The organism is Lysinibacillus irui (assembly GCF_028877475.1).
In the GTDB taxonomy this organism is placed as follows: Bacteria; Bacillota; Bacilli; order Bacillales_A; family Planococcaceae; genus Lysinibacillus; species Lysinibacillus irui.
Map to the genome: position 1 here is coordinate 3,122,581 of NZ_CP113527.1, position 24,551 is coordinate 3,147,131.

The window sequence follows — 24,551 nt, forward strand, 5'->3', positions numbered from 1 at the left end:
CATATCTATTCGTTATGCTGAAGTTTTTGTATCGCTACCTTCATCGAGTTCAGTGCCATCTTCAAGAAGCAATTTCGGTTTTTCTTTATCCGTAATTGTTTTTGCTGTAATGATACATTTTTTTACGTCCTCACGTGAAGGCAATTCGTACATTACATCAAGCATTGTTGACTCAATAATTGAACGAAGACCACGCGCACCTGTTTTACGCTCAATTGCTTCTTTTGCAATTTCAACAAGAGCACCTTCATCAAATTCAAGTTCAACGCCATCTAGTTCAAGCATTTTTTGATACTGCTTGGCTAGTGCATTTTTTGGCTCCGTTAAAATTTGTACAAGAGCAGCTTCATTTAATTGCTCTAGACTCGCAAGTACAGGTAATCGACCAATGAACTCTGGTATTAGACCAAATTTCAGTAAATCCTCAGGAATCAGCTTTGACATGATAGAACCTTCATCTACGTCTACTTTATTCGGATCTGAACCGAATCCAATTACTTTTTCACCCTGACGGCGTTTAATGATCGTTTCAATACCATCAAATGCACCACCAACGATGAAAAGAATATTAGTTGTATCGATTTGTAAAAACTCTTGATGAGGATGTTTACGTCCTCCTTGTGGCGGAACACTTGCAACCGTTCCTTCTAAAATTTTAAGGAGTGCCTGTTGAACACCTTCGCCAGAAACATCACGTGTAATAGATGGATTCTCCGACTTACGTGCTACTTTATCGATTTCATCAATATAGATAATCCCTTTTTCAGCACGCTCAATATCATAATCTGCTGATTGGATTAACTTTAATAAAATATTTTCAACGTCCTCACCTACATAACCTGCTTCAGTTAGGGAGGTAGCATCCGCAATTGCGAATGGAACATTTAGTATACGTGCTAACGTTTGAGCTAATAAAGTTTTACCGCTACCAGTTGGGCCGATTAACACAATGTTCGATTTTGCTAATTCAACATCATCAATTTTACTATTCGTATTGATGCGTTTATAGTGATTGTAAACTGCGACTGCCAATGCCTTTTTAGCACGTTCTTGTCCAATTACATACTCATCTAGAATCGTTAGGATCTCTTTTGGTTTTGGAATATCTTGAAATTCGATTTCCTCTTCTACACCTAGTTCCTCTACAACGATTTCGGAACAAAGCTCGATACATTCATCACAAATATAAACACCTGGACCTGCAACTAATTTACGTACTTGTTCTTGTGGTTTTCCACAAAATGAGCATTTTAAATTGCCTTTTTCATCATTAAATTTGAACAATATGTTTCACCCCTATTCAAGCAACAATCTTACAAGATTATTGAACCTTTATCAAATAAATTGTCTGCATCATTTACGCCAAGGCATTCATGCATGTATAGATTATAACGCATCATCATGTTCTTTTCTTCATTTGCTTACCAAAGTATCCTCTAGGAACGTGTTTACTTCGTGACTTTACATGATTCTTTCGTATGGCACTTCACTTAGATTACACCAAAACCAACTATCCATCGTTATGAATCTACTACATTCATCTACCTAGGGTTTATTCATTCAAAATTAGTAATTTTATTATATATGACTTTTCTGAATGAAGTTTTTAGCATCGTATCAATTTCGCCTTAAATTGTACAGTGTCTAGGTTTTGAATTCCTTGACTCTGGCCATTGGCTTTATCTTCATTCAGTCGTCGTTTAACATACTAAAAAGCTTCTGTGCATACAGTTTACCATCTATTTAGATGGACATGTTTTGTACTTAACATTTTACATTCCGTACAAAACATCTGTTGAATGAAGATAAAAATTAAAACAATACTATGTATAAGTGAAGTATAAAGTGAAAAAAACTATAAGGGGACCATTTTTTAGAGTTTATGTGATAAAACAAGGCACGGTTTAATGCCGTACCTTGTTTTGTTTAGCTATCTAGTTACACAAATCTTATTCAGTAATTTTAGCGTTTTCTACTAAAAATTCAACTGTTTTTTGGATTTTGATGTCGTTTTCAAGTACTGCAGTACCACCTAAAGCACCTGTAATTTGATCTTTAGTCATATTGAATTGAGCAGCCATTTTTTCTAATTCTGCTTCAATATCTGCTTCAGTTGCTTCAATTTTTTCAGCTTCAGCAATCGCTTCAAGTGTTAAAGATACACGTACACGGCTTTCTGCTTCTTCTTTCATTTGACCACGTAAGTCTTCTTCTGATTGACCAGAGAATTGATAGTAAAGGTCTAAGTTCATGCCTTGCATTTGTAAACGTTGACCAAATTCTTGTAACATACGATCAGTTTCAGAGTTAATCATACCTGCTGGCACTTCGAACTCAGCGTTTTCAGCAGCTTTTTCTACTAGCTCATCACGAAGAGCTGCATCTGATTCTGCTACTTTTTGAGCTGCAGTTTGTTCTTTAATTTTAGCACGTAAAGCTTCTACGCCTTCAACTTCTGGGTCAAGTTCTTTTGCAAATTCATCATTTAACTCAGGAAGAACTTTTGTTTTAACTTCTTTTACTGTTACTTTGAAAGTTGCTTCTTTACCAGCTAATTCTGCAGCATGATATTCTTCTGGGAATGTAACAACCACATCTTTAGATTCGCCAGCTTTCACGCCAACAAGTTGCTCTTCAAAACCAGGAATGAAAGAACCCGAACCGATTTCTAGTGGATAGTCTTCACCTTTACCACCTTCGAAAGCTTCTTCACCTACGAAACCTTCGAAATCGATAACAGCTGTATCACCTTCTACGATTGCTTCGTCTTCTTTAATTTCAAGCTCAGCTTTACGAGCTAATTGGTCTTGAATTTGAGCATCCACTTCTTCATCAGTTACTTCTACAGGAAGTTTAGATACTTCTAGACCTTTGTAGTCACCAAGCTTTGGTTCTGGTTTTACTGTTACTTGTGCAGTAAATGTGAAATCTTGACCATGTACAAAGTTTTCTGTACCAGAAATCTCTGGGTAATCAACTGGCATAATTCCAGCTTCATCAATTGCTTTTGCATAAGAATCAGGAACGATAATTTCTAATGCATCTTGGTATAGTGATTCGATACCAAAGCGTTGTTCAAACATTTTACGAGGCATTTTACCTTTACGGAAACCTGGTACGTTAATTTGTTTTACAACTTTTTTAAATGCTTGATCCATCGCTGCATCTACTTCTACAGCAGGTACTTCGATTGTAAGAGTACCGATATTACCTTCTTGTTTTTCCCATTTTGCTGACATGTATAAATACCTCCAAAATAAATAATCAAGTTTAGATGTTAGACAATTCATTCGTAACTACGATTTTGACAACCATTTTAGTATAACATAGATGTGTATAGTTTCAACTTATTTCATACCTAATGTAGTTCTGTTAGCTTTTCTAACATTTGTAAAAAGTCCATGATCTCATAGTCCATTTCTTGCACATTTCCTAGCATTGTTAAGACAAAATCAATATAACTATAAGCAACATCATCAGCTTGGAATGGATGCCACTCAAACGGATACGTTACAATGGCATGTTTCGCCATTAAATATTGTACCATTTCCAACGTCGTAGGGTCTTGCTCTAACTTCATTTCAATAATATTTTTTATTTCTCCATATTGCGGTAATTGATTAGGCAATACTAGATTGGCTGGATTCACGACTTTTGTTTGTTCAAATTTAGAAACTGTTATGTCTATGGCTACTTCCTGTTCCACTAACAATATTAATGCTAAGCTTTGTACAAAAGGATGAATCGTTGAGCATTCAATAATAGCCTTTAATGCCGTTTTTAATTGTCTTACATTGCTATCCATAAGGCGGTGTAAGCGAATAGATTGTTCATTTGGTGAAAGTGCACTAAATTTCGCAAGCTCATATTCTTGTTCCTCTATTAAATGTTGTGCATTTTCTCTCTTTTCTAGATTTCTAGACACTTCTCTATTCAAACTTTTTAATCGTTCAAATTTTTCAACTTGATCATGCGGCAGTACATTTTCTTCAAGTAAAGTCGTTATTAACGTCTCCACTTGATGGTAATCTTTTAACTGCATGCATATGGTAATGTACAATTCCATCACTTCTACATACAATGACGTACCCATCGTAAATAGCTGCTCACATACATTTTTCGCTTTGTCATAGTCCTTTATTTCATATAAAGCAAAGGCATAGGCACTCAGCGCAAATTCATCTCCAGTTTCATATACAAATGCCTTTTCAAAACTCGCCACTGCCTTTTCATATTGATAATTCTCTGCAAACAAATGTCCTTCACGTATTAAAGTTTGGACAGCGCCTGGAAAAACAACAATATTGTCATGTTTAATGACATGACGCTTTCGTTTTGTCATTTTTCTCACCTCTTTATTTCTATTTTTTTATTCGGTTATTTACTAAAAAAATCCACAAGTTTCTTATTTTTAACAAAAAATCATTGCTTTTGGATTCATATTTTGTAATAAATTGTATTATAATTAGAATAATCTAAAATTTATTACAATGACAGACATCACCTTTATTGTCTGTTTGAATAAAACCAAGTTCTTAACAAGGAGTGGAATCCATGCAATTACTAGATACAATTACTGAATTTAATCATTGTATCTCACCTGCATTCGAGGCATTATCGATTAAAGTCATTTCTTTTTCTACCACAAACGGACCGTTTCAAGATAAGCCGATAGAATTTGATTTTTTAACACGTACTAAAATTGATGTCTATACACAAGAAGCAAGTACCTATATTTTACGTATTCAAGGTTATATTCCAGGTTCTATTGCACTTGGTCACCAAAATGAATCACTCTGCATTATTCCTCAAAAAGTAAACATTGAATGTAACTACAAACTATTACATGTTGATAAAAAAGATATGCAGCAAATTTTACAGCATCCAGAACCAAATCGTCATTACAGTGAATGGCTCATTGATGCTATAAAAAACACCCATATTCTTGTCGAGTTACAGACAAATCAGGACTCCCTTATTGAATGGCCAATTGGCATAAAATCAGCTGTCGTCCTCTAATGAGCCAAAGAGACATACTTAAATAGGTATGTCTTTTTTTTGCGCTTAATTTAAGCTTTACCATTTTGTTGCGTTTCTATCATAACAACTTTCTATAGGTTCAGGAAATAATATTGTAAAAAATTCCGTTCAAGAGGGACGTTATGTTGCCGTTCTTTCTTTCCGAAGTTTCAAATTTGTCAATTCGAAATGAAAAGCGGCTATAATAATAGAAGAAAAATTATTATGGGGGCTTTTTCAAACATGACTATTAAAGAAACATTACAGTCTTTTTCTACAATGACACTTTCTGAACGCCAAACTTTTATGTCACAACACAGTGATTGGCTATTACAAGAAATGCTAACTCATATAGGCACAGTCGATGCAGAATTACGGGATCAGTACATATATCGTACATTCATCGATTTACTGAGCGATAATTTAGTAAACCCGCAACAATTACAGATTTTATTTGATACAGCAACTAGTGATGATTTCTTGTACTTACAGATAGGTGAAAAATCAACAGATAGCGTCTTTACTCGTTCATTTTCCGCTCTACTAGTTGCAGGTATTCTTGCAAAGGATGCAGAGTTATTGATTTTAAACAATGATCGTTTGCAAATTTTCTTTAAAAAAATCGGACGCTATTTATTATTAGAACAAGATACTAGAGGTTTCGTCCCAGATAAAGGATGGGCGCACAGCATTGCCCATGGTGCTGATTTAGCCTCAACGACCATTAAACACCCAAAATTCGATTTACAATATGCCCCTTCCATCTTACATGCTTTAAAGCTTGTCACTTGGAAAGACACCGTCTATGTCAATGATGAAGAGGAACGTTTAATTAACATAGTAGATGCATTATTAAATCAAAATTACTCCGAGGAAGCACTAATTGAATTTGTTGAACAAGCTTTTGATAAATTTGAAATGCACCTAATGATGCAAGGCTATAATGAAAGCTTTTTTAGCGGACGTACTTGCACATTAAACTTTATGAAAACATTGTATTTTTTCTTAAAAATGAATAATAAAGCTCCTCAATTACAAAACACAATTTATGGAAAGGTAGCCAAATGGCTGAAGCTTGGAGATTGACTGTCAATTTAAAAATTGCTGATTTACTACACATCCTTCTCCATAACATAAAAATTTTCTAAAACACCAGCAAACTAGGACTGCTCTTAGTTTGCTTTTTTACTTTTCGAGTAGAATATATCAAGTAAATATATGGATATTAAAGAAAGCAAATTATTATATTAACATAATCAATATGATAAGACAGTTATTCCCTTTCCTCTCATTCCTTTGATTGAAAATTCATCCTAATGTTTCCACACACCGTCATTGCGACTACTCCTTTTTTTTAAAAAAGGCAACCCAAAAGTATTGAAAAGACCGATATTACGTTGATTTTATTACAAAACAGCGTCCAAAATGTGAAATGCAATTTTTCATAAAAAAAATTATTTACTTAGTTAAACATGAGGAATGCAGTATTTTCAACGTTTTCACAGTGTTTAATAATTAAAACCTTTAAATACCAATACTAAAATAACGATTTTTGTTCAAAAAATGTTCAAATTCAACACCTCTTTACTATCTTTTTCATAACAAAATTATGTTTTTTCTTAAAAACAGGGCGTATAATCCAATGTGCAAACAACGACACACTGTGACAATCGTCATTAGGCAAGTACGTATTTAAAACGATTGCACAATCATTAGTTTTGCTAACGCTTGCATCAGATCAATCAACACAAGATTTTATGTTTCATATTGAACCATGCCATTGTAAATTCTTATGTTGTTGATTGATACGCCAAGATAAAAGAGGTGACCTCAGTACCAACTATTTGTAAATGTGAGACTGACAAAAAACACATGAATTTTATGAATAGCCGTTCTATAGAAAGGAGTCAAACATGAAGAAAAAATTAAGTTTAATGTTTGTAGCTTTGAGTGCTCTTGCACTTCTTGCTGGATGTGAACCATTAACAGTGTTCAATCCAAAAGGACCAAATGCCGAAACATTATCAAACACAATTATTTTATCCATTATTACAATGGCCTTTATATTACTAGTCGTGTATGTGCTTTTAGCCTTTATGCTAACAAAATACCGTGCATCAAAAGCATCTGCAGATTATGAGCCTCCTCATGAAGAAGGAAGCCATCTTCTAGAAATTACATGGACAGTAATTCCAATTATTATCGTAGCATTCTTAGCTGTTGTGACAGTTAGAACAACTTCTACAGTAGAAGCTCAACCAGCAGGTTATGACGATAAGGAACCATTAGTTATTTATGCATCATCATCAAACTGGAAATGGCACTTTAGTTATCCAGAACAAGGTGTTGAAACAGTTAACTATGTAAACATTCCGGTGGATCGTCCAATCGAGTTCAAACTTTACTCATTTGGTCCAATTACAAGTTTCTGGATTCCTCAATTAGCAGGTCAAAAATATGCCATGAGTGATATGTTAACAACTATTCACCTTGCGGCAGATGAAGTTGGTTCATTTATGGGACGTAACTCTAACTTTAATGGACGTGGCTTTGCCGAAATGGAATTTGAAGCACAATCTATGACACAAGAAGACTTCGATAAATGGGTTGCTGATGTAAAAGCTAAAGAGGCACCATTAACTGAAGAAAAATTTGATGAGCTATTAAAAGCAGAGCACGTTGGTCGTCAAAGCTTCTCATCTACACACTTAGACTTCAGTCCAGCTCCAATGGAACATGGTAAAAACATGGATATGGATAACATGGATCATGGTGATATGTCTGAAGAAGACATGAATAGCGAACATTCAGGTCACTAATTTAACGTTAACTTCGAACGAATATTTACATTAATTTTTATTTCTGAAAGGAGCGCATCCAATGAGTATGGAAGAATTATTCCATCCAATGCAAGAACCGATGATTTTAGCGGCAGCTATTAGTATCGTAGTTGGTGCAGTGGTTATCGTAGCAGGCCTTACTTATTTTAAAAAATGGGGCTTTTTCTACAAAAACTGGCTATCAACTGTTGACCATAAAAAAATCGGGATTATGTATATCGCAGTAGCATTATTAATGCTATTCCGTGGTGGTATTGATGCACTATTAATGCGTGCACAAACAGCCGTTCCAGATAACGGACTTCTTGATGCACAACATTACAATGAGATTTTCACAACACATGGTTTATTAATGATTCTATTTATGGCGATGCCATTTGTTATCGGTTTAATGAACATTGTAATCCCACTACAAATTGGTGCACGTGACGTTGCTTTCCCACGTCTAAATGCTGTTAGCTTTTGGCTATTTGCAGCAGGTGCTGGTTTATTAAACTTATCTTTCATTATCGGTGGTTCACCAGACGCTGGTTGGACAGCCTACTTCCCTCTTGCAAGTACGGATTTTAGTCCTACTGTAGGGAATAACTATTATTCTTTAGCACTTCAATTATCAGGTATTGGTACATTAATGACGGGTGTTAACTTCATCACGACAATTATTAAAATGCGTGCACCTGGTATGACATTAATGAAAATGCCAATGTTTACTTGGTCAATTTTAATTACAAACGTTATTATCGTATTCGCGTTCCCAGTATTAACTGTAGCGCTTGCCCTAATGATGTTTGACCGTCAATTCGGCACAAAATTCTTTGCGATGCAAGACGGTGGTATGGATATGCTCTGGGCCAACCTATTCTGGGTTTGGGGACATCCTGAAGTTTATATCGTTATCCTACCTGCTTTCGGTATCTTCTCAGAAATCATTGCAACATTTGCACGTAAAAACTTATACGGCTACAAATCAATGGTTATGAGTATGGTTATCATTTCTTTACTATCATTCTTAGTATGGGCCCACCACTTCTATACAATGGGTCATGGCGTAATGGTAAACAGTGTTTTCTCTATTACAACAATGGCAATCGCAGTTCCGACTGGTGTAAAAATATTTAACTGGTTACTCACAATGCGGCACGGGAAAATTCAATTTACAACCCCGATGCTTTATGCATTAGGCTTTATTCCTATCTTCACTATTGGTGGGGTTACAGGGGTTATGTTAGCAATGGCAAGTGCCGACTACCAATATCATAATACGATGTTCTTAGTTGCCCACTTCCACTATGTATTAATTCCAGGTACAGTGTTTGGTGTACTTGCAGGTTACCACTACTGGTGGCCAAAAATGTTCGGTTTCCGTTTAAACGAAAAATTAGGGAAAGCTGGTTTCTGGTTTATTGCTATCAGCTTCAACGTAACGTTCTTCCCATTATTCATTTTAGGTTTAGATGGTTATGCTCGTCGTATGTACACTTATTCAGAGTCTACTGGTTACGGCCCATTGAATATGCTTTCGTTCGTTGGTGCTCTAGGACTTGCAGTTGGCTTTGCATTGATCGTTTATAACATTTACTACAGCTGGAAACACATGCCTCGCAATGAAAAGGCAGATGTTTGGGATGGTCGTACACTTGAATGGGCTACTCATTCTCCAGTACCAGAATACAACTTTGCTGTAGTACCAACAGTTACTCGCTTAGATGAGTTTTGGTTCGCGAAAAAAGAAGGTCGCGATATTACAGCAGGTACAATTGAAAAAATTCACATGCCAAATAATACAGGCACACCATTCTGGATGAGTGGATTCTTCTTCCTTGCAGCATTCTTCGCTGTATTTAATCTATGGATTCCAGCCATCATCAGTATGCTTGGTGTATTTGGTTTCATGATCCATCGTTCATTCGAAAAAGATCATGGTCGTTACATTTCAGTTGAGGAAGTTATGGCAACTGAGAAAAGCTTGAGAGGTGATAAATAATATGAAAATCGATTCTTCACTTCCATTAGAATATAGTACAGAGGAAAACCGCCTAAAAATCTTTGGTTTCTGGGTTTTCCTTGGCGCCGAGATCGTGTTATTTGCCACACTATTTACAGTGTATTTCACACTTCATACACGTACAGGTAGTGGCCCAGATGGCGCTGAAATTTTCGAATTAACTCCAGTTCTGTGGGAAACATTCTTATTATTAACAAGTAGTTTCACAATTGGTCTTGGTGTTCATGCAATGCGTATTGGTCATAAAAAAGCAATGATGACATTCTTCATCATTACCCTTTTACTAGGCCTAGGCTTCTTAGCTATTGAGATTGATGAGTTTGTCACATATGTACACGAAGGCGCAACGATTCAAACAAGCGCATTCTTATCGTCATTAATGACTTTACTTGGAACGCACGGTGCCCACGTAACATTTGGTTTCTTCTGGGGCTTAGCTATTTTAATCCAAGTAGCTAAACGTGGTTTAAATCCACAAACAGCGAACAAAGCGTTTATCTTCTCATTGTACTGGCATTTCCTAGACGTTGTTTGGATTTTCATCTTCAGCTTCGTCTACTTGAAAGGACTGATTAGCTGATGAAGGAATTATTCCCAAAACAACATGTCATGGGCTTCGGCTTCTCATTATTATTGACAATTGTCGCTTTAGCCGTTGTAACCTTTGATATGAGTTATAAAATGGCATTCGCTATTTTACTAGTAACTGCCCTTGCACAAGCAACTGTACAATTAGTTTTATTCATGCACATTGGTGAATCTGAAGATAAGAAAACGTTATATACAACGATTTTATACTCAGTATTCGTAGGTGTTGTAACAATCATTGGTACATTATTCGCTATGATCTGGGGTTATAATTGATCCATTACGCCTTGGCGTAAAAAAGAAGCTGTCCCAACTATCGTCCTTATGCGATAAGTTGGTGACAGCTTTTTTGTTTTTCCCTTTATTCATTTATTAATTATAACGTATACTACTAATATCAGTAGGAAAAATGTTGTTTTTTTAATAAAAATCTAGTACTTTTTTAACAATTTACGAAACTTTTCCTTTTCTAGCGCGTATAGTAGTAGATAGTGTTTTTTACCAAGAATAGGAGATGAAAGAAATGAAGAAAGTTTTTAAAGTATTAGCAGTTGGAACACTAGCATTGACACTTGCGGCTTGTAACTCAAGCGCTACCCCTACGAAAGACACAACGAAAACAAGCAAGCTTACTTTAGAGCAAGTGTATGACAAAGCGGTGGACCGCCAGGCTGACATTAAAAGTGCGAGTGCCAAAATGGACATGACACAGGTGACAAAGGTTGGATCTGGAGAAGAGGCAATGGAGTTTTCTATCGACTCTAATATGGAAATGGACATCATTGTTGACCCACTTGCAATGCATTTATCAGGGTCTATGTCGATGCCAGATATGATGAGTGAAGGTGAAGAAACAACGGACATGCCAATGGAAATGTATATGAAAAAAGATACTGGCCTGTTTATGAAAGATACGACAACTGATAGCTGGATGAAGCTTCCTGATGAAAACTTTGAAGCAATTTTAGATCAAACAGCTGCTTCTGCAGATGCGAAAGAACAACTAGAACAACTAAAAAAATTCATTGGTGATTTTTCATTTGAGCAAACAGATGATGAATATGTTCTTACATTAGAAGCAAAAGGTGATAAATTTAAAGAGCTAATTGATTCTGAAATTAATAAATCGATGCAAGGTATGGGGTTAGAGGAAAACCCACTGGATCAATTAACAATTGAAAAAATCAACTATGTACTTCATATCGATAAAGAGACTTTCGATACAAACAAAATGGATATGAATTTTGATTTAAAAATGGCAGTAGAAGGTGACGAATTAGTAATGAATACAAAATCAGTCGTTACTTATACTGAATTTAATCATCTAAAAACTATCGATATTCCTCAGAGCATTATTGATAACGCTCAAACAAGACAATAATATAAAGCACCTGCTTGTTTTCTAATACAAGCAGGTGCTTTTTATGCCGTCTATTTAATAATTACTTTCTCTATACTAGCGAACTAGTAAGACATCACATAGAGCATGGCGTACAATCTTTTCGGCAACGGATCCTAGCATCATCTTTTCCATACGATTTAATCCAGTCGCGCCACAGACGATTAAATCAACATTCGGTAATTGTGTTAAAATACCCTTCGGTGAACCTGTTTCTACTATTGATTCCACCTCGTTGACACCTAATTGTAACGCCTCTTTTTCTAGTTTTTCCATTTTAAGCATATTTTCTTTCTTTAATTCCTCTGCATATTTTAAATCATAAGCAGATACCGCTCCAAACGATTTCGTATCAATTACGTTCACCAATTGTAAAATAGCCTGATGCTGTATTGCTAAATGATTTGCTCTGTCGAATGCTTTGAGTGATTGCTCTGAGAAATCAATTGCGACAGCGATTTTAAGATAATTAGCCATGTTAGTCCTCCCATTCACTTATCTTCCATGTTTTCACAACTATTATATCACAACGGTGTTCGATAGAGCTTATCGTCACGAGATTGTGGATTTCCACGACCATCCGTATTATTGCTTATAAAATAAAGGTATCCTTCCTCCACAAAAACATCCCGAATTCTACCAAATTCAGTAAAAAGCTCATCTTGTTTATTGTTTGTCACATCGAACTGTAACACAGCTGAGCCTCTTAGTGCTGCAACATATAATTGATTATTGACGATGGCCATACCCGATGGTGCCCATGTTTTAGAAGCACCCGATGTATAGAGTGGTGTTATCATACCTTGCTGTTGGTCCATTCCTTCAATGATTGGCCAACCGTAATTTTTTCCTTTTTCAATCAAATTAATTTCATCATTTGCTGAATTGCCATGTTCACTTGCATACATTGTCCCATCCGCTGCCCATGCCATGCCTTGTGGATTTCGATGTCCATAACTATATACATACGATTTTGGAAAAGGATTATCGTTTGGTACGGAGCCATCCAAATTGATGCGTAAAATCTTCCCTTCTAGGGCATCCAAATTCTGTGCTAAGGATGGTTGTGTCGCATCTCCAACCGTAGCATACAGCTTACCATCAGGACCTATTTGCAAACGACCACCATGATGATAGGTACCACTTCTAATGCGATCAATAATGAGATCCGTCTCTTGCCACCTATTATCGCTCAACGTTAATGTCACAATGCGATTAAACTGTTCCGATCCCTCGACATACGTATAATAGGCATAGGCAACCTGTGCTGTAGAAAAATTAGGTGCTAGTACAAATCCCAACAATCCGGCCTCTGGCGCTGTTGAGAGCTCTTTCTTTAGCATGACCTGTTGCCTATCAACAGCCCCTTCCTCAATCTTCACAATATTTCCCGGCCTTTCAGCTATATAAAAAGCAGTTCCACTTTTTTGAATAGACCATGGTGTTTGCAATTGATCTGCTACTATCTCAGCAGTTGAATTGGTTGTGAGTGTAGAACGCGTGTCTTCGTTATCAGGCCTTTTATGCTCCTTATCTTTGATTGAAGTACAAGCAACACATAAAACTATTAGTAGCAGGAAAAATGGCATGAGTTGTTTCATTGTTTATCATCCTTTCCTTGATATTCTAGCGATACGTTATAAAAATAGAAAAAGACGTCATCTAGACGCCTCTTTTATTACCTTTTATACTATCAAACATAATTATTTCACCATATGCTTTTGTTTTTTCTAATACTTCAAGATACGCTTCTTTCCGATGGATGAGTCGTTCTTGTTGCAATTTTTGATGGGAATGTTGAAAATCATCAATAGCTACTTTGTCCATAAACTCACCTCTTATAGTAGTATAGAATATCACTATTATAATATTGGAAAATTCTTACGACAATTCTATTTCTATTTTTGATTACAAGTTCCCAATCAGAAAAAGGATAAAAGACATAAAAATGTTGTTAATAGCTATTCAAATTTATCTAGCTAATGCAGGAAATAAGGCAGCACTTTCTCTTCTACTGCTTGTTCTCCTGCCTGAATCCATCTACTTTTATCATGAATGTGTCCATCTGTATCAAGTGGTGTTTGGAATTGGCTAGCACCAGTTGCGTCTAGTAAAGATCCCTCGTCATAATCTAAGCCAATATTGGCAACATGCTTAATGACAAACGGCTTTTGAAAACGAATTTGGCAATCTTCATTATCAAGTTCTCCAGATGTTACGATGAAGGGGACGCGTAAATATATAGTTTCGCCCGCTTCTTTCCATAATACCGAATCGAAACTGCCTTTATAATACTCCCAATTACCTCCGATTGTAAAACCACGATCGGCAATTTTATCTCGTAAATAACCAAAACCAATCTCTTTCCCAACAATTTTTGAATCAAACTGTAACAATTTGCACTCTCCTCCTTTCACTCAATAAAAGTCTAACCTAAAAGGTGGCATTACAAACTTGCTATGTACTAATTAAAAATTGGTGAATGAACACTATCAAAAAATCTCGAAGCTTGATATATCAAAGCTTCGAGACATTCTAAAATTTTTATAGAGGAACCGAAATATTGCGGTTTAAAACATATTTAGCTGCTTCTACATACTCCGTAACAGCTCTTTGACTTATATCAGCAGTTGGAACAATGCTTTCAAAGCCATGATAGCATCCAGGATATAAGTGGAATTCTACATCTACTCCTGCCTGGCATAACTTTGTGACATATTGTAAAGTCTCATCACGGAATGGATCTAATTGACCAACACATGTATACGTAAACGGTAAACCTGATAGATCTTCTGCTCTAGCTGGAGCGGCATATTGAGACACATTAGCACTGCCGTTTTCTCCATTCAAATACATTTCCCATCCCTTTTGATTAAGATCATGGTTCCAAATCATATGCCCAGTAATTTCTAATGAGGATGGTGTATTATTACGATCATCTATCATTGGATATAGAGGCATTTGGAAGCTAAGCTTTGGATAGTTACGATCACGAGTAAGTAATGCAAGGGCAGCTGTTAGCCCTCCACCAGCACTTGCGCCTGCAATGCCTAGACGATTAGGATCGATTCCTAGTTCATCTGCATGATCCGCTACCCATTTTAATGCGGAATAACAATCTTCCAGCGGTGCAGGATATGGGTGTTCAGGTGCAAGTCTGTAGTCTACAGATACAACGACACATTTTGCTTCATTGACAAAGCGCTGACATAGTAAATCATCCCCCTCCGGAGCACCTAACACATACCCACCACCATGAATCCATAGCAGCCCTGGGTAAATCTCATTTTGCTCTTTTGGCTTATAAATTCTAACGCGCAGTGAATCATGATGATCAGCAGGCCCCTGAATCATTTTATTCTCAACTGCAATATGTTCATCTATTGGTGCTGGTACGGCAACTGCCGCCATTCCCTCTCGTGTAGCCTGTACATTGTCTAAATCTAAAGGGGGAAATAAAGCTAATGTTTCTTTTAGTTCTGGATTAATTCGATGTTCCATTCTGATCCATCCTCTCTTATTTAGCTATTTTTCAAGAAGTTAATCCGCCATCAATAGTTATGACAGCGCCGTTTACATAGGAAGCTTCTGGTGAAATTAAGAAAGCGATTACATTTGCAACTTCAATAGGGTCCGCTAATCTTCGCAATGGCCCATTTTCTTCTGGGCTTGATGCTAATCCCTTTGTCATGTTTGTCATCACACCACCAGGACAAATTGCATTAACCCGAATACCACTTGGTCCATATTCAATAGCAGCTGTTTTCGTTAGCCCAACAACACCGTGCTTACTAGCTGCATAGCCACCTAAATAGGGTTGTCCTTGTATACCTGCTGCTGATGCGGTATTGACAATAACACCTGACTGTTGTTGCTCCATTTCTTTCAACACATACTTTAAACCTAAAAAAGCCCCTTTAAGATTGACCGAAATTACTCGATCAAACGTCTCTTCATCTAAATCTCCAAGAAGTGCTGGAGGGCTTAAAACACCTGCATTATTAATAAAGGCATCAATCCTGCCAAATGTTTCTTTTGCAGCGTCCACATACTTTTTGACATCTTGGCTTTTTGCCACATCAGCTTGGACAAAAATTGCGTGTTGTTGATGTTTCTTCACTACGCTTAATGTATCTTGACCATTTTTTTCATCAAAATCTACTAATACTAAAGCCTTGTCCTTTTTTGCAAGTAGTTTAGCAGCCTCTCTGCCTATACCACTTCCGGCACCTGTAATAATGACTACTTGTTGCTCCATATTTATATATGCTCCTCTCTCTCAAACTATGATATCGATTTTAATTTCATTAGCTTAAAGCCCTCATAATGGTTTTGAGCAACTTCATTGCACCGTTTTGTATAATAATCAAATCCTCCAAGATAGATTAAAAAACTTCGAGGTTTCCCTTCAATATTAGCTCCTGTATACCAGGAATCACCTTTGACGTATAGTGTTTCATTAGCAATCTCTCTACAATGCTTGCTCCATGCTATTTCTGCTTCCTCAAAGGGTTCCATTATTTCAATGTCGTGTTCACGTAAGTAGTTAATGCATTGTGCAATCCATTCTACATGCTGTTCAATAGCGACAGGCATATTCACAAGTACAGAAGGGCTTTCTGGTCCCGTTATCATAAATAAATTTGGAAAACCAGCTGTTGTAAGTCCGAGGTAGGTTTGAACAGATGCACCATTCTCCCATTTTTCTTTCAGTGTCACGCCACCCCTTCCCCGAATATCAATTTTAAATAACGGCCCCGTCATACCATCATAGCCAGTAGCAAAAATGATGATATCTAAATCGTACTGATCGTCGGATGTCTGAATACCTGTTTCGGTTATTCGTTGAATAGGTGATGCTTTCACATCCACAAGTAAAACATTATCTCTGTTATAGGTTTCAAAATAATCGCTATCTAAAACTTGTCTTTTTGTCCCATACATATATGTAGGACATAATCTTTCAGCTACAATTGGATCTTTGACAGTTTGACGTATTTTGGAGCGAATAAATTCCGCTGCTTCTTCATTGGATTGTTCATTCGTTAACAAATCATGATAAGTCACTGAGAAGGCAAAGCCACCTTGTGCCCAAGCCTCTTCAAAAACCTCTAGCCTTCTATCATCACTATCCTCCATGGCAGACTGCTGATTTTGTGCAAAGGGTGTACCCGAAACAGAATTTCTCATCGCATGCTTTAACGTTTCGAAGTTTTGCTTTGTTTCTTTTATAAAGTCGTTATCATATGGATGATTACGGGCTGGGATCGTGTACTGTGGCGTCCGTTGGAATACGGTTAAATGTGCTGCTTCTTTTGCTATAACAGGTATTGCTTGAATGCCACTTGAGCCTGTCCCAATAATCCCTACTCGTTTTCCCTTAAAGTTAACTTTTTCATGTGGCCAATGCCCAGTATGATACCATTTTCCGTGAAATTGTTGTAACCCTTGAATGTTAGGAATATTAGCAGCAGATAAACAACCTATTCCTGTTATAAAGTACTTTGTTAAAATCTGCTGTCCATCATTTAAATGAATGAGCCATTTATTCTGTTCCTCATCAAAATGTGCTGCATGGACACGTGTGTTGAATTGGATACTTTCTCGTAACTGAAAACGATCTGTCACATAATTTAAATAGCGCAATATTTCTTCTTGTTCTGGGAATCTAGATGTCCATGTCCATTCTTCATATAATTCCTTTGAGAAAGTATAATTGTAATAGATGCTTTCGATATCACACCTAGCACCAGGATAACGATTCCAATACCATACCCCTCCTACACCATCTCCAGCCTCATATACAATGGTAGAAAAACCATTACTCCTTAGCTGATGTAACATATACAAGCCCGCAAACCCTGCACCTAAAACAACTGCATCCACCTCGTTGACTGTTTGACTCCCCAAATTTTGTGCCCCCTCATCTTCATAATTTACTTAATACGAACTAAGAAAATAATGGATTTTCTTAACTTAAATACTACAACTTACAGAATATATTGAAAATTCCTTATTTTAAGGGTAGTATATACCTAAAAAAGGGGATAAATCATGTCCAATCTTTATACCATTCAAAAACGTTTCGACACGATCCAAAGTTTTGCTAATCATGAAGAGTTGTTGATACACATTTTGCAGGTATATTTAGATTCTTTTCCTCTCAAGGATGCCTATTTATTAAGGTATTCTCCAATAGGCTTTGTAGCTGAAGGCATAATTTTTTTGAATGAATCTGGTGGTAGTCATATCGGTGAAATTCGAGAAGAAATTCGTAGTTTTCCTATTATTTACTCTGCTATCGAAGATAAGAAAGCTAAATTTTGTACAGGTATCGATTATTTAAAGAATATTAGTATTAAATATTCTATTCACTCGCAAAATAATTCGTTTTTAATTGTCCCCATTTTTATAGGTCAATATGTTTTTGGATATATTTGTAGTACACAAATGGAGGAAGGGACTACTATAACGGAAAAGATCTTAGAAGACTTAACGACCTTTGGGAACATTATTGGCCAGCTTTTCATTCAAGCAAGAAACGGTAAAAAAGAAGTCTCACTTAGCAAAAGAGAGCTTGAGGTAATGCGACAGGTAGCAATAGGAGAAAGTACGAAGGAAATTGCAGGTTTTATGAATCTTAGTGAATTAACTATTACTCAATATGTTAAATCTGCTATCAAAAAATTGCATGCTAAAAATCGCTCTCACGCCATTAGCATTCTTTATCAGGAAGGCATCCTTCTATAAAAATAAGGGGAGCTAGTTACTCCCCTTATTTTTATTAACTTTTATATTCAAATTGAGTGTCAGGAACTCTATCAAAATAAATAATTTCTAATGAGAAAAAAATCTTCCTTTTAAAGTGGTTCATGCATATGGTCAATGAGTTCAATCGATCTCCGTTTCCATCATATTCCGACTCAAAAAAGGTGATTAAACAAGTTAATCACCAGACGTGCCGTAATCCTTGATGGATATAGTAACATCACATGTAATTGGAACTTCACTAAAAATTTGATCCCAATCTTTTTTTACTTTTTTCCATACCTTTGGATACTCAATTCTCAATTTATTGCCAAACCCTGCAACATCCGTCTGATATTCTTGTTGCAATTTATCCAATGTTTTCATCACTAAACGTTCAATTTCTTTCTCGATTATTTTCTCTGCTTTTTTCAAAAATTGATTATTAAATGTTTTGTCTGCTAGTACCCAATGCTCTGCTATTCTGCCTTCGGAATTTATTTTGATTGTAAAAGAAATACGATCCCCTTCAACATGCGGGATAATCTTAGTTTTCAAAGACAATATTTCATATACGATAGGGGAATTCGACGCTTCATCAAAACCCTTTACTAAGCCTCCCTTTCCTTCACCCGTAATCCATGCAATACCCTCTAAGTCACTTTCATTTAAAAAACCTTTTAGTTTTTTGGATTTCCCTTCAATGACCGCAGCTCCTGAAAATTTTACTTCCTCATCTTCTACCACCACATTTTGTAATAAGAAGCTAGAATGTGAATACAGTTTCCCTTCTAATTTAGCTATCGTCATAGGAGGCAAAATCTTTGTCGTTCGTTCGTGTCCACGCATCATTTCTACCAATTGAAAGGCTGGAATTTTAGTTGGTTCATTTGTTTCAAGCACCTGCCTTGCTTGCCCCTGAGCAATTAGCAATATTCCGCTTGGTCGTATTTCCAACTCTCTTAGAAAAAAATCCAACGTTTGTTGCAAGTTGATAGTACTTGCAAGGTCCTCTCCAATCACAATCACTTTGGAATGTTCAGCAAAAGCACGTTTATCAATCTTTAACACCATATTCCGTAGTGTAGGCAAAACGGCATCTCCTGTTTCCGAAACGTTTTTGTAGGCTTTCTGATGTATTGGCCCTGTTTTGGTACCCGTAGAAGTTGTCTCTGAAGTGACAAGTTGATTCGTGACCGTAAGCAGCTCTCTATTAGCATATCTAGCCTCTTGTTGCTCTTCTGACGTAACGTCCCCAGTTTCTAAATCCAAGGACGTACCTACAATTAGCCCTAAGTCTTCAATCTCTTTACTACTCCAGCAGCCTGTGAGAAGTAGGGCAACCATCATCACTAGTAAAAGATGCACATATCGAAGAGTTCGCTTCATGATTTATGTCCTCTCAGTTTTGATATAAGGAGTAAGGTTATAGGGATTACGCCAAATAAAATTAATGCAACATTGCCAATTTTATCTCCAAATTTAAACAGTTCATTAATATTCTTTGGCGTCATAGCAATGATATAAATAACAGGCAATAAGCCATATAGGAAAGGATGTATAGTTTTGTTAAAAAGCTGAGCTAATCCTAAGGCAGCAGCATAATAAGTAATCGTAAAGGTCGCAAATATTTGCATAATCCATATGACAAGCAAAAATGATTCAAAGCGTTCAAAAATTAAGCCAGGAATTTCAAAACTTCTCATTAGTTCAATTGTTGGCCATGTCCTTGTCACTACCCCATCAATAGATAGAGCACCTATCACCATCACGACAGTAATGACATAAAAAAGTAAAGGTACTGTGATGCCAACTAAAACTACCTTAATCGCTTTCGATTTATCTGATGGATACATAAAAGCAACTAGCAACAGCATAATTTCAGGTCCTAAAAAGGCTAATGTAGCTGTTTTTACACCTTTTAACATCGGTACTAATCCTAAACCTAATACGGGTCTAAGATTATCAATCTCAAATATGCCTATGCTTAAAAAAGCAACTAGTAAAAAAATAACAAAGGTTATGGGGAAAATGATTTCGAATAATCGTGCGATTGAATTGATGCCACTACTAATCAAATACAGCCCAACCCATAAGAAGGGTAAAATAATGGCCCATGTTGGCGTTCCCTCCAATAAAAAGAGGGAGGTCACTTCAGCCATTATCCGAACCTCAAATGCAGAAATAGTAAAAAAATAAACAATGACACAGGAGCTAATCAACCAGCCTAGCCATTGGCCAACAATGTCTTGAGTATATTGATAAAAAGTTTTATCTGAATATTGTTGACTAAGCTTGACAATGATAACGCCCGCTATCATTGCGACGATGCCACCTAAAAAAACACTTATCCAAACATCTGGCGTTTTCACCTTCTCTACCGATGCACGAGGTAAGGTAAGAATCCCAGTTGCTAGAATATAGTTAATAATAATAACAACTGCTTGTGACGTTGTTATTTTATCTTTTGAACGATCGGACATGGCAATTATTCTCCCTTCCTCCTAATTCCCTTTGCGAATAGTGTCTTTAGGCTTTAACAATTTTGGTCGACGTTTCATCATCTTTAACGGCATACGTACCATAAAATCCTTCCAATCCCCTGCTCGATAAGGAACGGTTGGGCTAACAAAAGGTACACCAAAACTTTTCAACTTTACTAAATGACTGCACAGGAAAAGGAAAAATAGAATAATTCCATATAACCCAAATAAAGCAGCAGAAAGCATTGCAATAAAGCGTAGCATACGTAACGAAATCCCTGCATTATATTGTGGAATAGCGAAGGATGAAATAGCTGTTAATGCTACGACTATGACCATAATGGGGCTAACAATTCCTGCCTGGACAGCCGCTTCTCCGATGACAAGTCCGCCAACTATTCCCATTGTGGGACCAATCGGCTTAGGTAAGCGAAGTCCAGCTTCTCGTAGGATTTCAATCGCTATTTCCATGATCAGTGCTTCGATTAATGCAGGAAATGGAACACCTTGCCTTGTCGACATCATCGATAAAGCAAGTTTAGTCGGGATTAGCCCCTGATGAAATGACACAAAAGCAATATATATGGATGGTCCAAACAATGTAATACCTGCCGCAAGAAAGCGAAGCAAACGAATAAGTGAGCTAGGTAACCAACGTTCGTAATAATCTTCCGGAGATTGTAAAAGCATATTAAAGGTTACTGGCACAATGAGAGCAAAAGGGGTCCCATCTAATAAAATGGCGACACGCCCTTCCATTAAGGCTGCAAAAACACGATCAGGACGTTCGGTGCTTTGAACTTGCGGAAAAGGACTAAGGTAATTGTCCTCAATCAATTGTTCAATATAACCAGATTCAGGTAGATTATCTAGATTTATTTTGCTGATTCGTTTCTTCACCTCTTCAATTAAATCGGGCTCAGCAATTTCATCTATATAGGCTATTACTAGCTCTTTTTTGATACGCGTGCCAACTTCCATTTTAATGATAGCTAAATGCTGATTTTCACCTTGTTGCCTTAATAAGGAAGTATTCACGCTTAAATTTTCTGTGAAGCCTAATCTTGGTCCGCGCACCAATGCTTCTGAAATAGGCTCATCAAGATTGCGTGTCTTTCCTTGTGCAGTACCAAGTATAAATACACTTGGTATACCATCAATAATTAATGCTGTTGCCCCAGTTAGTACCCCCCCTACAGATTTCATCACGGTTGATTCCTCGAATAGATCGCTCACAGGAAGAACTTCATTTTTTATTAATTGCTGCAATTCATAGCCTTTTATAATCGTAGGATTTTCAGTTAGTCCCTCCATTAATGATCTCAAAATATGCTTATCGATCATTTCTTTATCGCATAATTCTTTTAGAAAGACGATGGCTGCACGAATACCTGTATTCCCTATGTGAAACTCTCTGAATTGTACATCCCAATTATGTTCCAATTCTTTCTTTATTTTTAAAAGATCAACATCATAAACTCCTGTAAATTGGTCAAGCGTTTTTGAAACAGATTCGTACTGCTCCTCACCTTGCACAGTTTGTTCTTTCATATCAATCATTCCATTGTTCTTTTTTACAAATAAAAAACCATTAAACAGTTTGAAAATCAAAAATGGAATTAAAAATGCTAAAAATGCCTGCATAAAAACTTGCCAATGTGGCATGTAGGAAATCACTTTTTCCCACACAAATCATCACCCTCTTTAGTAGACATCATACATAGTATCTCTACATGTTTTTATCATTATCTAAGCCACCATATTTTAAACTTCTAACCATCAATATTCTGAACAGGAACCTAAAAAAACCAGCCCCCAAAAATTGGAGTACTGGTAGTAGATTTAGAATACAATACTATATTGAATGAGTTGACTGGTTTCCCCTAAATATTCCGCACTTCCCCTTCTACTTATTTCTCTAAACCCTATTTTCTCTAATATGGCTCTTGCTCGCCAATTTGTTTCGTGTGTTTCTGCTAGCAACTGATCAATCCTATTGTTTTCAGAGGCAAAAGCTAGCATGCATTTTGTCGCAATCGTACCAAACCCTTTTCCCCAATAGGAACTATCTCCAATAGCAAGTCCTAGCTCAGCTGTCTGCTCCTTCATATCCACTAAATCGGCATAACCTATGAGTGTACCATTATACGCTATCCCCATTCGTACAAAATCAGCAGAGTTATTTTCCACATATCGGAGCCACCATTCATAAAGTTCTTCATAACTGCTATTAATATTCCATCCATTGGCTGAACAAAACCTATCATCTTTACTCCATTTTAAAACACTAGGAAAATCCTCTATTGTAATCGCTCTTAATTGAATGCCTTTTGAGTTTATTTTTGACTGATCCATCTTATCCTCCCAACATTTTAGAACATGATAAATGAAATCTATTAAATAGAATATGGTATACTAGCTACTATGAAAAATTAGAAGGTGGAATTTATGCTTGAAGTTAGTGAAAGTAAATTAGCACAATATAGTCTACATTTTTTGAACGAGACACTTATTTTGGGTGAAGAAGCCTTTACTCAGCCCGAGGTCATGTTAGAAGCAGCCTTTACACAGCTTGCATTTAGTAAGATTGATTTGGAGCAACAATTCGAATTTTTCCATGAAACAAATATTGCTCTCAATGAAATTTATACGTACGCCAAGGCCATTTTTGAACAAAACAGTAGCTTTCTAGAACAATCACAAAATATAGCTAGACACTTACATAGTGTGTCACAGCATCCCAATATTAAAAGCGGTGAACTGTTTATTGGCTTATTTGAAAACTGTTTACTATTGAATGAGGAAAAAAAGATTATTGCCATTGTTAAAATTGATGAAAAAGAAATATTTTTAGATGTTAAAAATGATCAAAATCAAATGATTGTCAACGGCATTGATGGCATTAACGTCAAAAAAATTAATAATATGGCCATTATTGTGGATATGGGGCCAGAACAACCTCCTGCTGTATTTATGAAAACTAAGCGTAAAGAGGATATCATTTATTGGCAAGAACGTTTTTTAAAAATTAAAGTTGCAGATGAATATTATCATAAAACTGATTTAGCGCTCACTGAATGTAAAAAATACATTTTAAAGGAAGAAAATTATTCAAACACAGAGAAGCTAGGACTTTTGAATAAAACATTGGATTATTTTAGAAATGAAGAAGAGTTTCAAGTAAACCATTATATTGAAACTGTATTTGAGCAAGCTGATGCTACACAAAAGGATATACTGATCAACTCAGTCAAACCCTATGAAACGGTTATATCAGATAGTGCATTAGAAAAGGCCGAAAAAAAATATAAACGTAAAATTAAGCTCGATGCCAACATTGAAATACAAGTAAATATTCAACATATCGACCAAATCGATGAACTGATTGAAGTAGGATATGATGAAGCAACAAATCGAAAATTTTATAAAATTTATTTCCAGGATGAGATGTAGAAGAGGCATTCCCTTAA

Annotated in this window: 23 protein-coding genes; 9 read left to right on the plus strand and 14 right to left on the minus strand. The window is 36.3% G+C overall.

All coding sequences use genetic code 11. The annotated features are described in order from the left end of the window. Positions 1 to 12: 12 nt before the first annotated feature. The 3 genes from clpX to OU989_RS15780 form a co-directional block, all read right to left on the minus strand. Entirely contained in the window at positions 13 to 1,284 is a 1,272-nt protein-coding gene (gene clpX / locus OU989_RS15770) for an ATP-dependent protease ATP-binding subunit ClpX (protein WP_274793960.1), read from the minus strand. A 665-nt stretch (positions 1,285 to 1,949) separates the two neighbouring features. Then, positions 1,950 to 3,239, minus strand: coding sequence for a trigger factor (gene tig, locus OU989_RS15775; RefSeq protein WP_274793961.1), 1,290 nt, complete (start codon positions 3,237 to 3,239; stop codon positions 1,950 to 1,952). Between the two features lie 119 nt (positions 3,240 to 3,358). Continuing rightward, entirely contained in the window at positions 3,359 to 4,342 is a 984-nt protein-coding gene (locus tag OU989_RS15780) for a hypothetical protein (protein WP_274793962.1), read from the minus strand. 212 nt (positions 4,343 to 4,554) lie between these two features. Here OU989_RS15780 and OU989_RS15785 point away from each other — a divergent pair, with 212 nt between their 5' ends. From OU989_RS15785 to OU989_RS15815, 7 genes are all read left to right on the plus strand, one after another. Continuing rightward, a complete protein-coding gene (locus OU989_RS15785; RefSeq protein ID WP_274793963.1) occupies positions 4,555 to 5,019 on the plus strand; it encodes a hypothetical protein in 465 nt (154 codons plus the stop codon). Positions 5,020 to 5,262: 243 nt separating this feature from the next. Then, positions 5,263 to 6,105 (plus strand): DUF2785 domain-containing protein, encoded by an 843-nt coding sequence (locus OU989_RS15790; RefSeq protein WP_274793964.1) that lies wholly within the window; start codon positions 5,263 to 5,265, stop codon positions 6,103 to 6,105. 827 nt (positions 6,106 to 6,932) lie between these two features. Then, on the plus strand, positions 6,933 to 7,838 hold the full coding sequence (gene qoxA / locus OU989_RS15795; protein ID WP_274793965.1) for a cytochrome aa3 quinol oxidase subunit II: 906 nt from the start codon (positions 6,933 to 6,935) through the stop codon (positions 7,836 to 7,838). A gap of 61 nt (positions 7,839 to 7,899) precedes the next feature. After that, positions 7,900 to 9,843 (plus strand): cytochrome aa3 quinol oxidase subunit I, encoded by a 1,944-nt coding sequence (gene qoxB, locus OU989_RS15800; RefSeq protein ID WP_274793966.1) that lies wholly within the window; start codon positions 7,900 to 7,902, stop codon positions 9,841 to 9,843. A gap of 1 nt (position 9,844) precedes the next feature. Further along, positions 9,845 to 10,444: a cytochrome aa3 quinol oxidase subunit III gene (gene qoxC / locus OU989_RS15805; protein ID WP_274793967.1), complete on the plus strand. Its 600-nt coding sequence runs from the start codon at positions 9,845 to 9,847 to the stop codon at positions 10,442 to 10,444. After that, the gene (gene qoxD / locus OU989_RS15810) at positions 10,444 to 10,728 is read left to right on the plus strand and encodes a cytochrome aa3 quinol oxidase subunit IV (protein WP_274793968.1); all 285 of its coding nucleotides are present in this window, start codon (positions 10,444 to 10,446) and stop codon (positions 10,726 to 10,728) included. Before qoxC ends, qoxD begins: the two co-directional genes overlap by 1 nt. A 247-nt stretch (positions 10,729 to 10,975) precedes the next feature. Then, positions 10,976 to 11,833 carry a DUF6612 family protein gene (locus OU989_RS15815; RefSeq protein ID WP_274793969.1) on the plus strand — a complete coding sequence of 286 codons (858 nt, stop codon included), beginning with the start codon at positions 10,976 to 10,978 and terminating at the stop codon, positions 11,831 to 11,833. A 75-nt stretch (positions 11,834 to 11,908) separates the two neighbouring features. On the opposite strand, the gene OU989_RS15820 is transcribed toward OU989_RS15815, so the two are convergent. From OU989_RS15820 to OU989_RS15850, 7 genes are all read right to left on the minus strand, one after another. Then, positions 11,909 to 12,328, minus strand: a complete 420-nt coding sequence (locus OU989_RS15820) for a universal stress protein (protein WP_274793971.1) — start codon at positions 12,326 to 12,328, stop codon at positions 11,909 to 11,911. A gap of 47 nt (positions 12,329 to 12,375) precedes the next feature. Then, the gene (locus tag OU989_RS15825) at positions 12,376 to 13,452 is read right to left on the minus strand and encodes a PQQ-dependent sugar dehydrogenase (RefSeq protein ID WP_274793972.1); all 1,077 of its coding nucleotides are present in this window, start codon (positions 13,450 to 13,452) and stop codon (positions 12,376 to 12,378) included. A gap of 61 nt (positions 13,453 to 13,513) precedes the next feature. Further along, a complete protein-coding gene (locus tag OU989_RS15830; protein WP_274793973.1) occupies positions 13,514 to 13,678 on the minus strand; it encodes a hypothetical protein in 165 nt (54 codons plus the stop codon). 152 nt (positions 13,679 to 13,830) lie between these two features. Further along, on the minus strand, positions 13,831 to 14,247 hold the full coding sequence (locus tag OU989_RS15835) for a YugN family protein (protein ID WP_274793974.1): 417 nt from the start codon (positions 14,245 to 14,247) through the stop codon (positions 13,831 to 13,833). Between the two features lie 148 nt (positions 14,248 to 14,395). Next, positions 14,396 to 15,352: an alpha/beta hydrolase gene (locus OU989_RS15840; protein WP_274793975.1), complete on the minus strand. Its 957-nt coding sequence runs from the start codon at positions 15,350 to 15,352 to the stop codon at positions 14,396 to 14,398. Between the two features lie 31 nt (positions 15,353 to 15,383). Continuing rightward, positions 15,384 to 16,115, minus strand: a complete 732-nt coding sequence (locus OU989_RS15845; protein WP_274797360.1) for an SDR family NAD(P)-dependent oxidoreductase — start codon at positions 16,113 to 16,115, stop codon at positions 15,384 to 15,386. Positions 16,116 to 16,135: 20 nt separating this feature from the next. Further along, entirely contained in the window at positions 16,136 to 17,761 is a 1,626-nt protein-coding gene (locus tag OU989_RS15850) for a flavin-containing monooxygenase (protein ID WP_274793976.1), read from the minus strand. Positions 17,762 to 17,905: 144 nt separating this feature from the next. On the opposite strand from OU989_RS15850, the gene OU989_RS15855 reads away from it, so the two are divergent. Beyond that, positions 17,906 to 18,601, plus strand: coding sequence for a response regulator transcription factor (locus tag OU989_RS15855; RefSeq protein WP_274793977.1), 696 nt, complete (start codon positions 17,906 to 17,908; stop codon positions 18,599 to 18,601). A 195-nt stretch (positions 18,602 to 18,796) separates the two neighbouring features. Here the strand turns inward: OU989_RS15855 and OU989_RS15860 are convergent, their stop codons facing one another. From OU989_RS15860 to OU989_RS15875, 4 genes are all read right to left on the minus strand, one after another. After that, positions 18,797 to 19,987, minus strand: a complete 1,191-nt coding sequence (locus OU989_RS15860; RefSeq protein ID WP_274793978.1) for a Ger(x)C family spore germination protein — start codon at positions 19,985 to 19,987, stop codon at positions 18,797 to 18,799. After that, positions 19,984 to 21,081: a spore germination protein gene (locus OU989_RS15865; protein ID WP_274793979.1), complete on the minus strand. Its 1,098-nt coding sequence runs from the start codon at positions 21,079 to 21,081 to the stop codon at positions 19,984 to 19,986. The genes OU989_RS15860 and OU989_RS15865 overlap by 4 nt, the downstream gene beginning before the upstream one ends. A gap of 21 nt (positions 21,082 to 21,102) precedes the next feature. Then, positions 21,103 to 22,632 carry a spore germination protein gene (locus OU989_RS15870; RefSeq protein ID WP_274797361.1) on the minus strand — a complete coding sequence of 510 codons (1,530 nt, stop codon included), beginning with the start codon at positions 22,630 to 22,632 and terminating at the stop codon, positions 21,103 to 21,105. 291 nt (positions 22,633 to 22,923) lie between these two features. Next, positions 22,924 to 23,436 carry a GNAT family N-acetyltransferase gene (locus OU989_RS15875; RefSeq protein ID WP_274793980.1) on the minus strand — a complete coding sequence of 171 codons (513 nt, stop codon included), beginning with the start codon at positions 23,434 to 23,436 and terminating at the stop codon, positions 22,924 to 22,926. 93 nt (positions 23,437 to 23,529) lie between these two features. Here OU989_RS15875 and OU989_RS15880 point away from each other — a divergent pair, with 93 nt between their 5' ends. After that, positions 23,530 to 24,534 (plus strand): nucleoid-associated protein, encoded by a 1,005-nt coding sequence (locus OU989_RS15880; RefSeq protein WP_274793981.1) that lies wholly within the window; start codon positions 23,530 to 23,532, stop codon positions 24,532 to 24,534. The last annotated feature ends 17 nt before the right edge of the window (positions 24,535 to 24,551 follow it).

Bases quoted from the DNA above. Each gene is read 5' to 3' on its own strand.
- tig (WP_274793961.1), bottom strand. From the start codon at position 3,239: ATGTCAGCAAAATGGGAAAAACAAGAAGGTAATATCGGTACTCTTACA.
- OU989_RS15780 (WP_274793962.1), bottom strand. From the start codon at position 4,342: ATGACAAAACGAAAGCGTCATGTCATTAAACATGACAATATTGTTGTT.
- OU989_RS15785 (WP_274793963.1), top strand. From the start codon at position 4,555: ATGCAATTACTAGATACAATTACTGAATTTAATCATTGTATCTCACCT.
- OU989_RS15790 (WP_274793964.1), top strand. From the start codon at position 5,263: ATGACTATTAAAGAAACATTACAGTCTTTTTCTACAATGACACTTTCT.
- qoxA (WP_274793965.1), top strand. From the start codon at position 6,933: ATGAAGAAAAAATTAAGTTTAATGTTTGTAGCTTTGAGTGCTCTTGCA.
- qoxB (WP_274793966.1), top strand. From the start codon at position 7,900: ATGAGTATGGAAGAATTATTCCATCCAATGCAAGAACCGATGATTTTA.
- qoxC (WP_274793967.1), top strand. From the start codon at position 9,845: ATGAAAATCGATTCTTCACTTCCATTAGAATATAGTACAGAGGAAAAC.
- qoxD (WP_274793968.1), top strand. From the start codon at position 10,444: ATGAAGGAATTATTCCCAAAACAACATGTCATGGGCTTCGGCTTCTCA.
- OU989_RS15815 (WP_274793969.1), top strand. From the start codon at position 10,976: ATGAAGAAAGTTTTTAAAGTATTAGCAGTTGGAACACTAGCATTGACA.
- OU989_RS15820 (WP_274793971.1), bottom strand. From the start codon at position 12,328: ATGGCTAATTATCTTAAAATCGCTGTCGCAATTGATTTCTCAGAGCAA.
- OU989_RS15825 (WP_274793972.1), bottom strand. From the start codon at position 13,452: ATGAAACAACTCATGCCATTTTTCCTGCTACTAATAGTTTTATGTGTT.
- OU989_RS15830 (WP_274793973.1), bottom strand. From the start codon at position 13,678: ATGGACAAAGTAGCTATTGATGATTTTCAACATTCCCATCAAAAATTG.
- OU989_RS15840 (WP_274793975.1), bottom strand. From the start codon at position 15,352: ATGGAACATCGAATTAATCCAGAACTAAAAGAAACATTAGCTTTATTT.
- OU989_RS15855 (WP_274793977.1), top strand. From the start codon at position 17,906: ATGTCCAATCTTTATACCATTCAAAAACGTTTCGACACGATCCAAAGT.
- OU989_RS15860 (WP_274793978.1), bottom strand. From the start codon at position 19,987: ATGAAGCGAACTCTTCGATATGTGCATCTTTTACTAGTGATGATGGTT.
- OU989_RS15865 (WP_274793979.1), bottom strand. From the start codon at position 21,081: ATGTCCGATCGTTCAAAAGATAAAATAACAACGTCACAAGCAGTTGTT.
- OU989_RS15870 (WP_274797361.1), bottom strand. From the start codon at position 22,632: ATGAAAGAACAAACTGTGCAAGGTGAGGAGCAGTACGAATCTGTTTCA.
- OU989_RS15875 (WP_274793980.1), bottom strand. From the start codon at position 23,436: ATGGATCAGTCAAAAATAAACTCAAAAGGCATTCAATTAAGAGCGATT.
- OU989_RS15880 (WP_274793981.1), top strand. From the start codon at position 23,530: ATGCTTGAAGTTAGTGAAAGTAAATTAGCACAATATAGTCTACATTTT.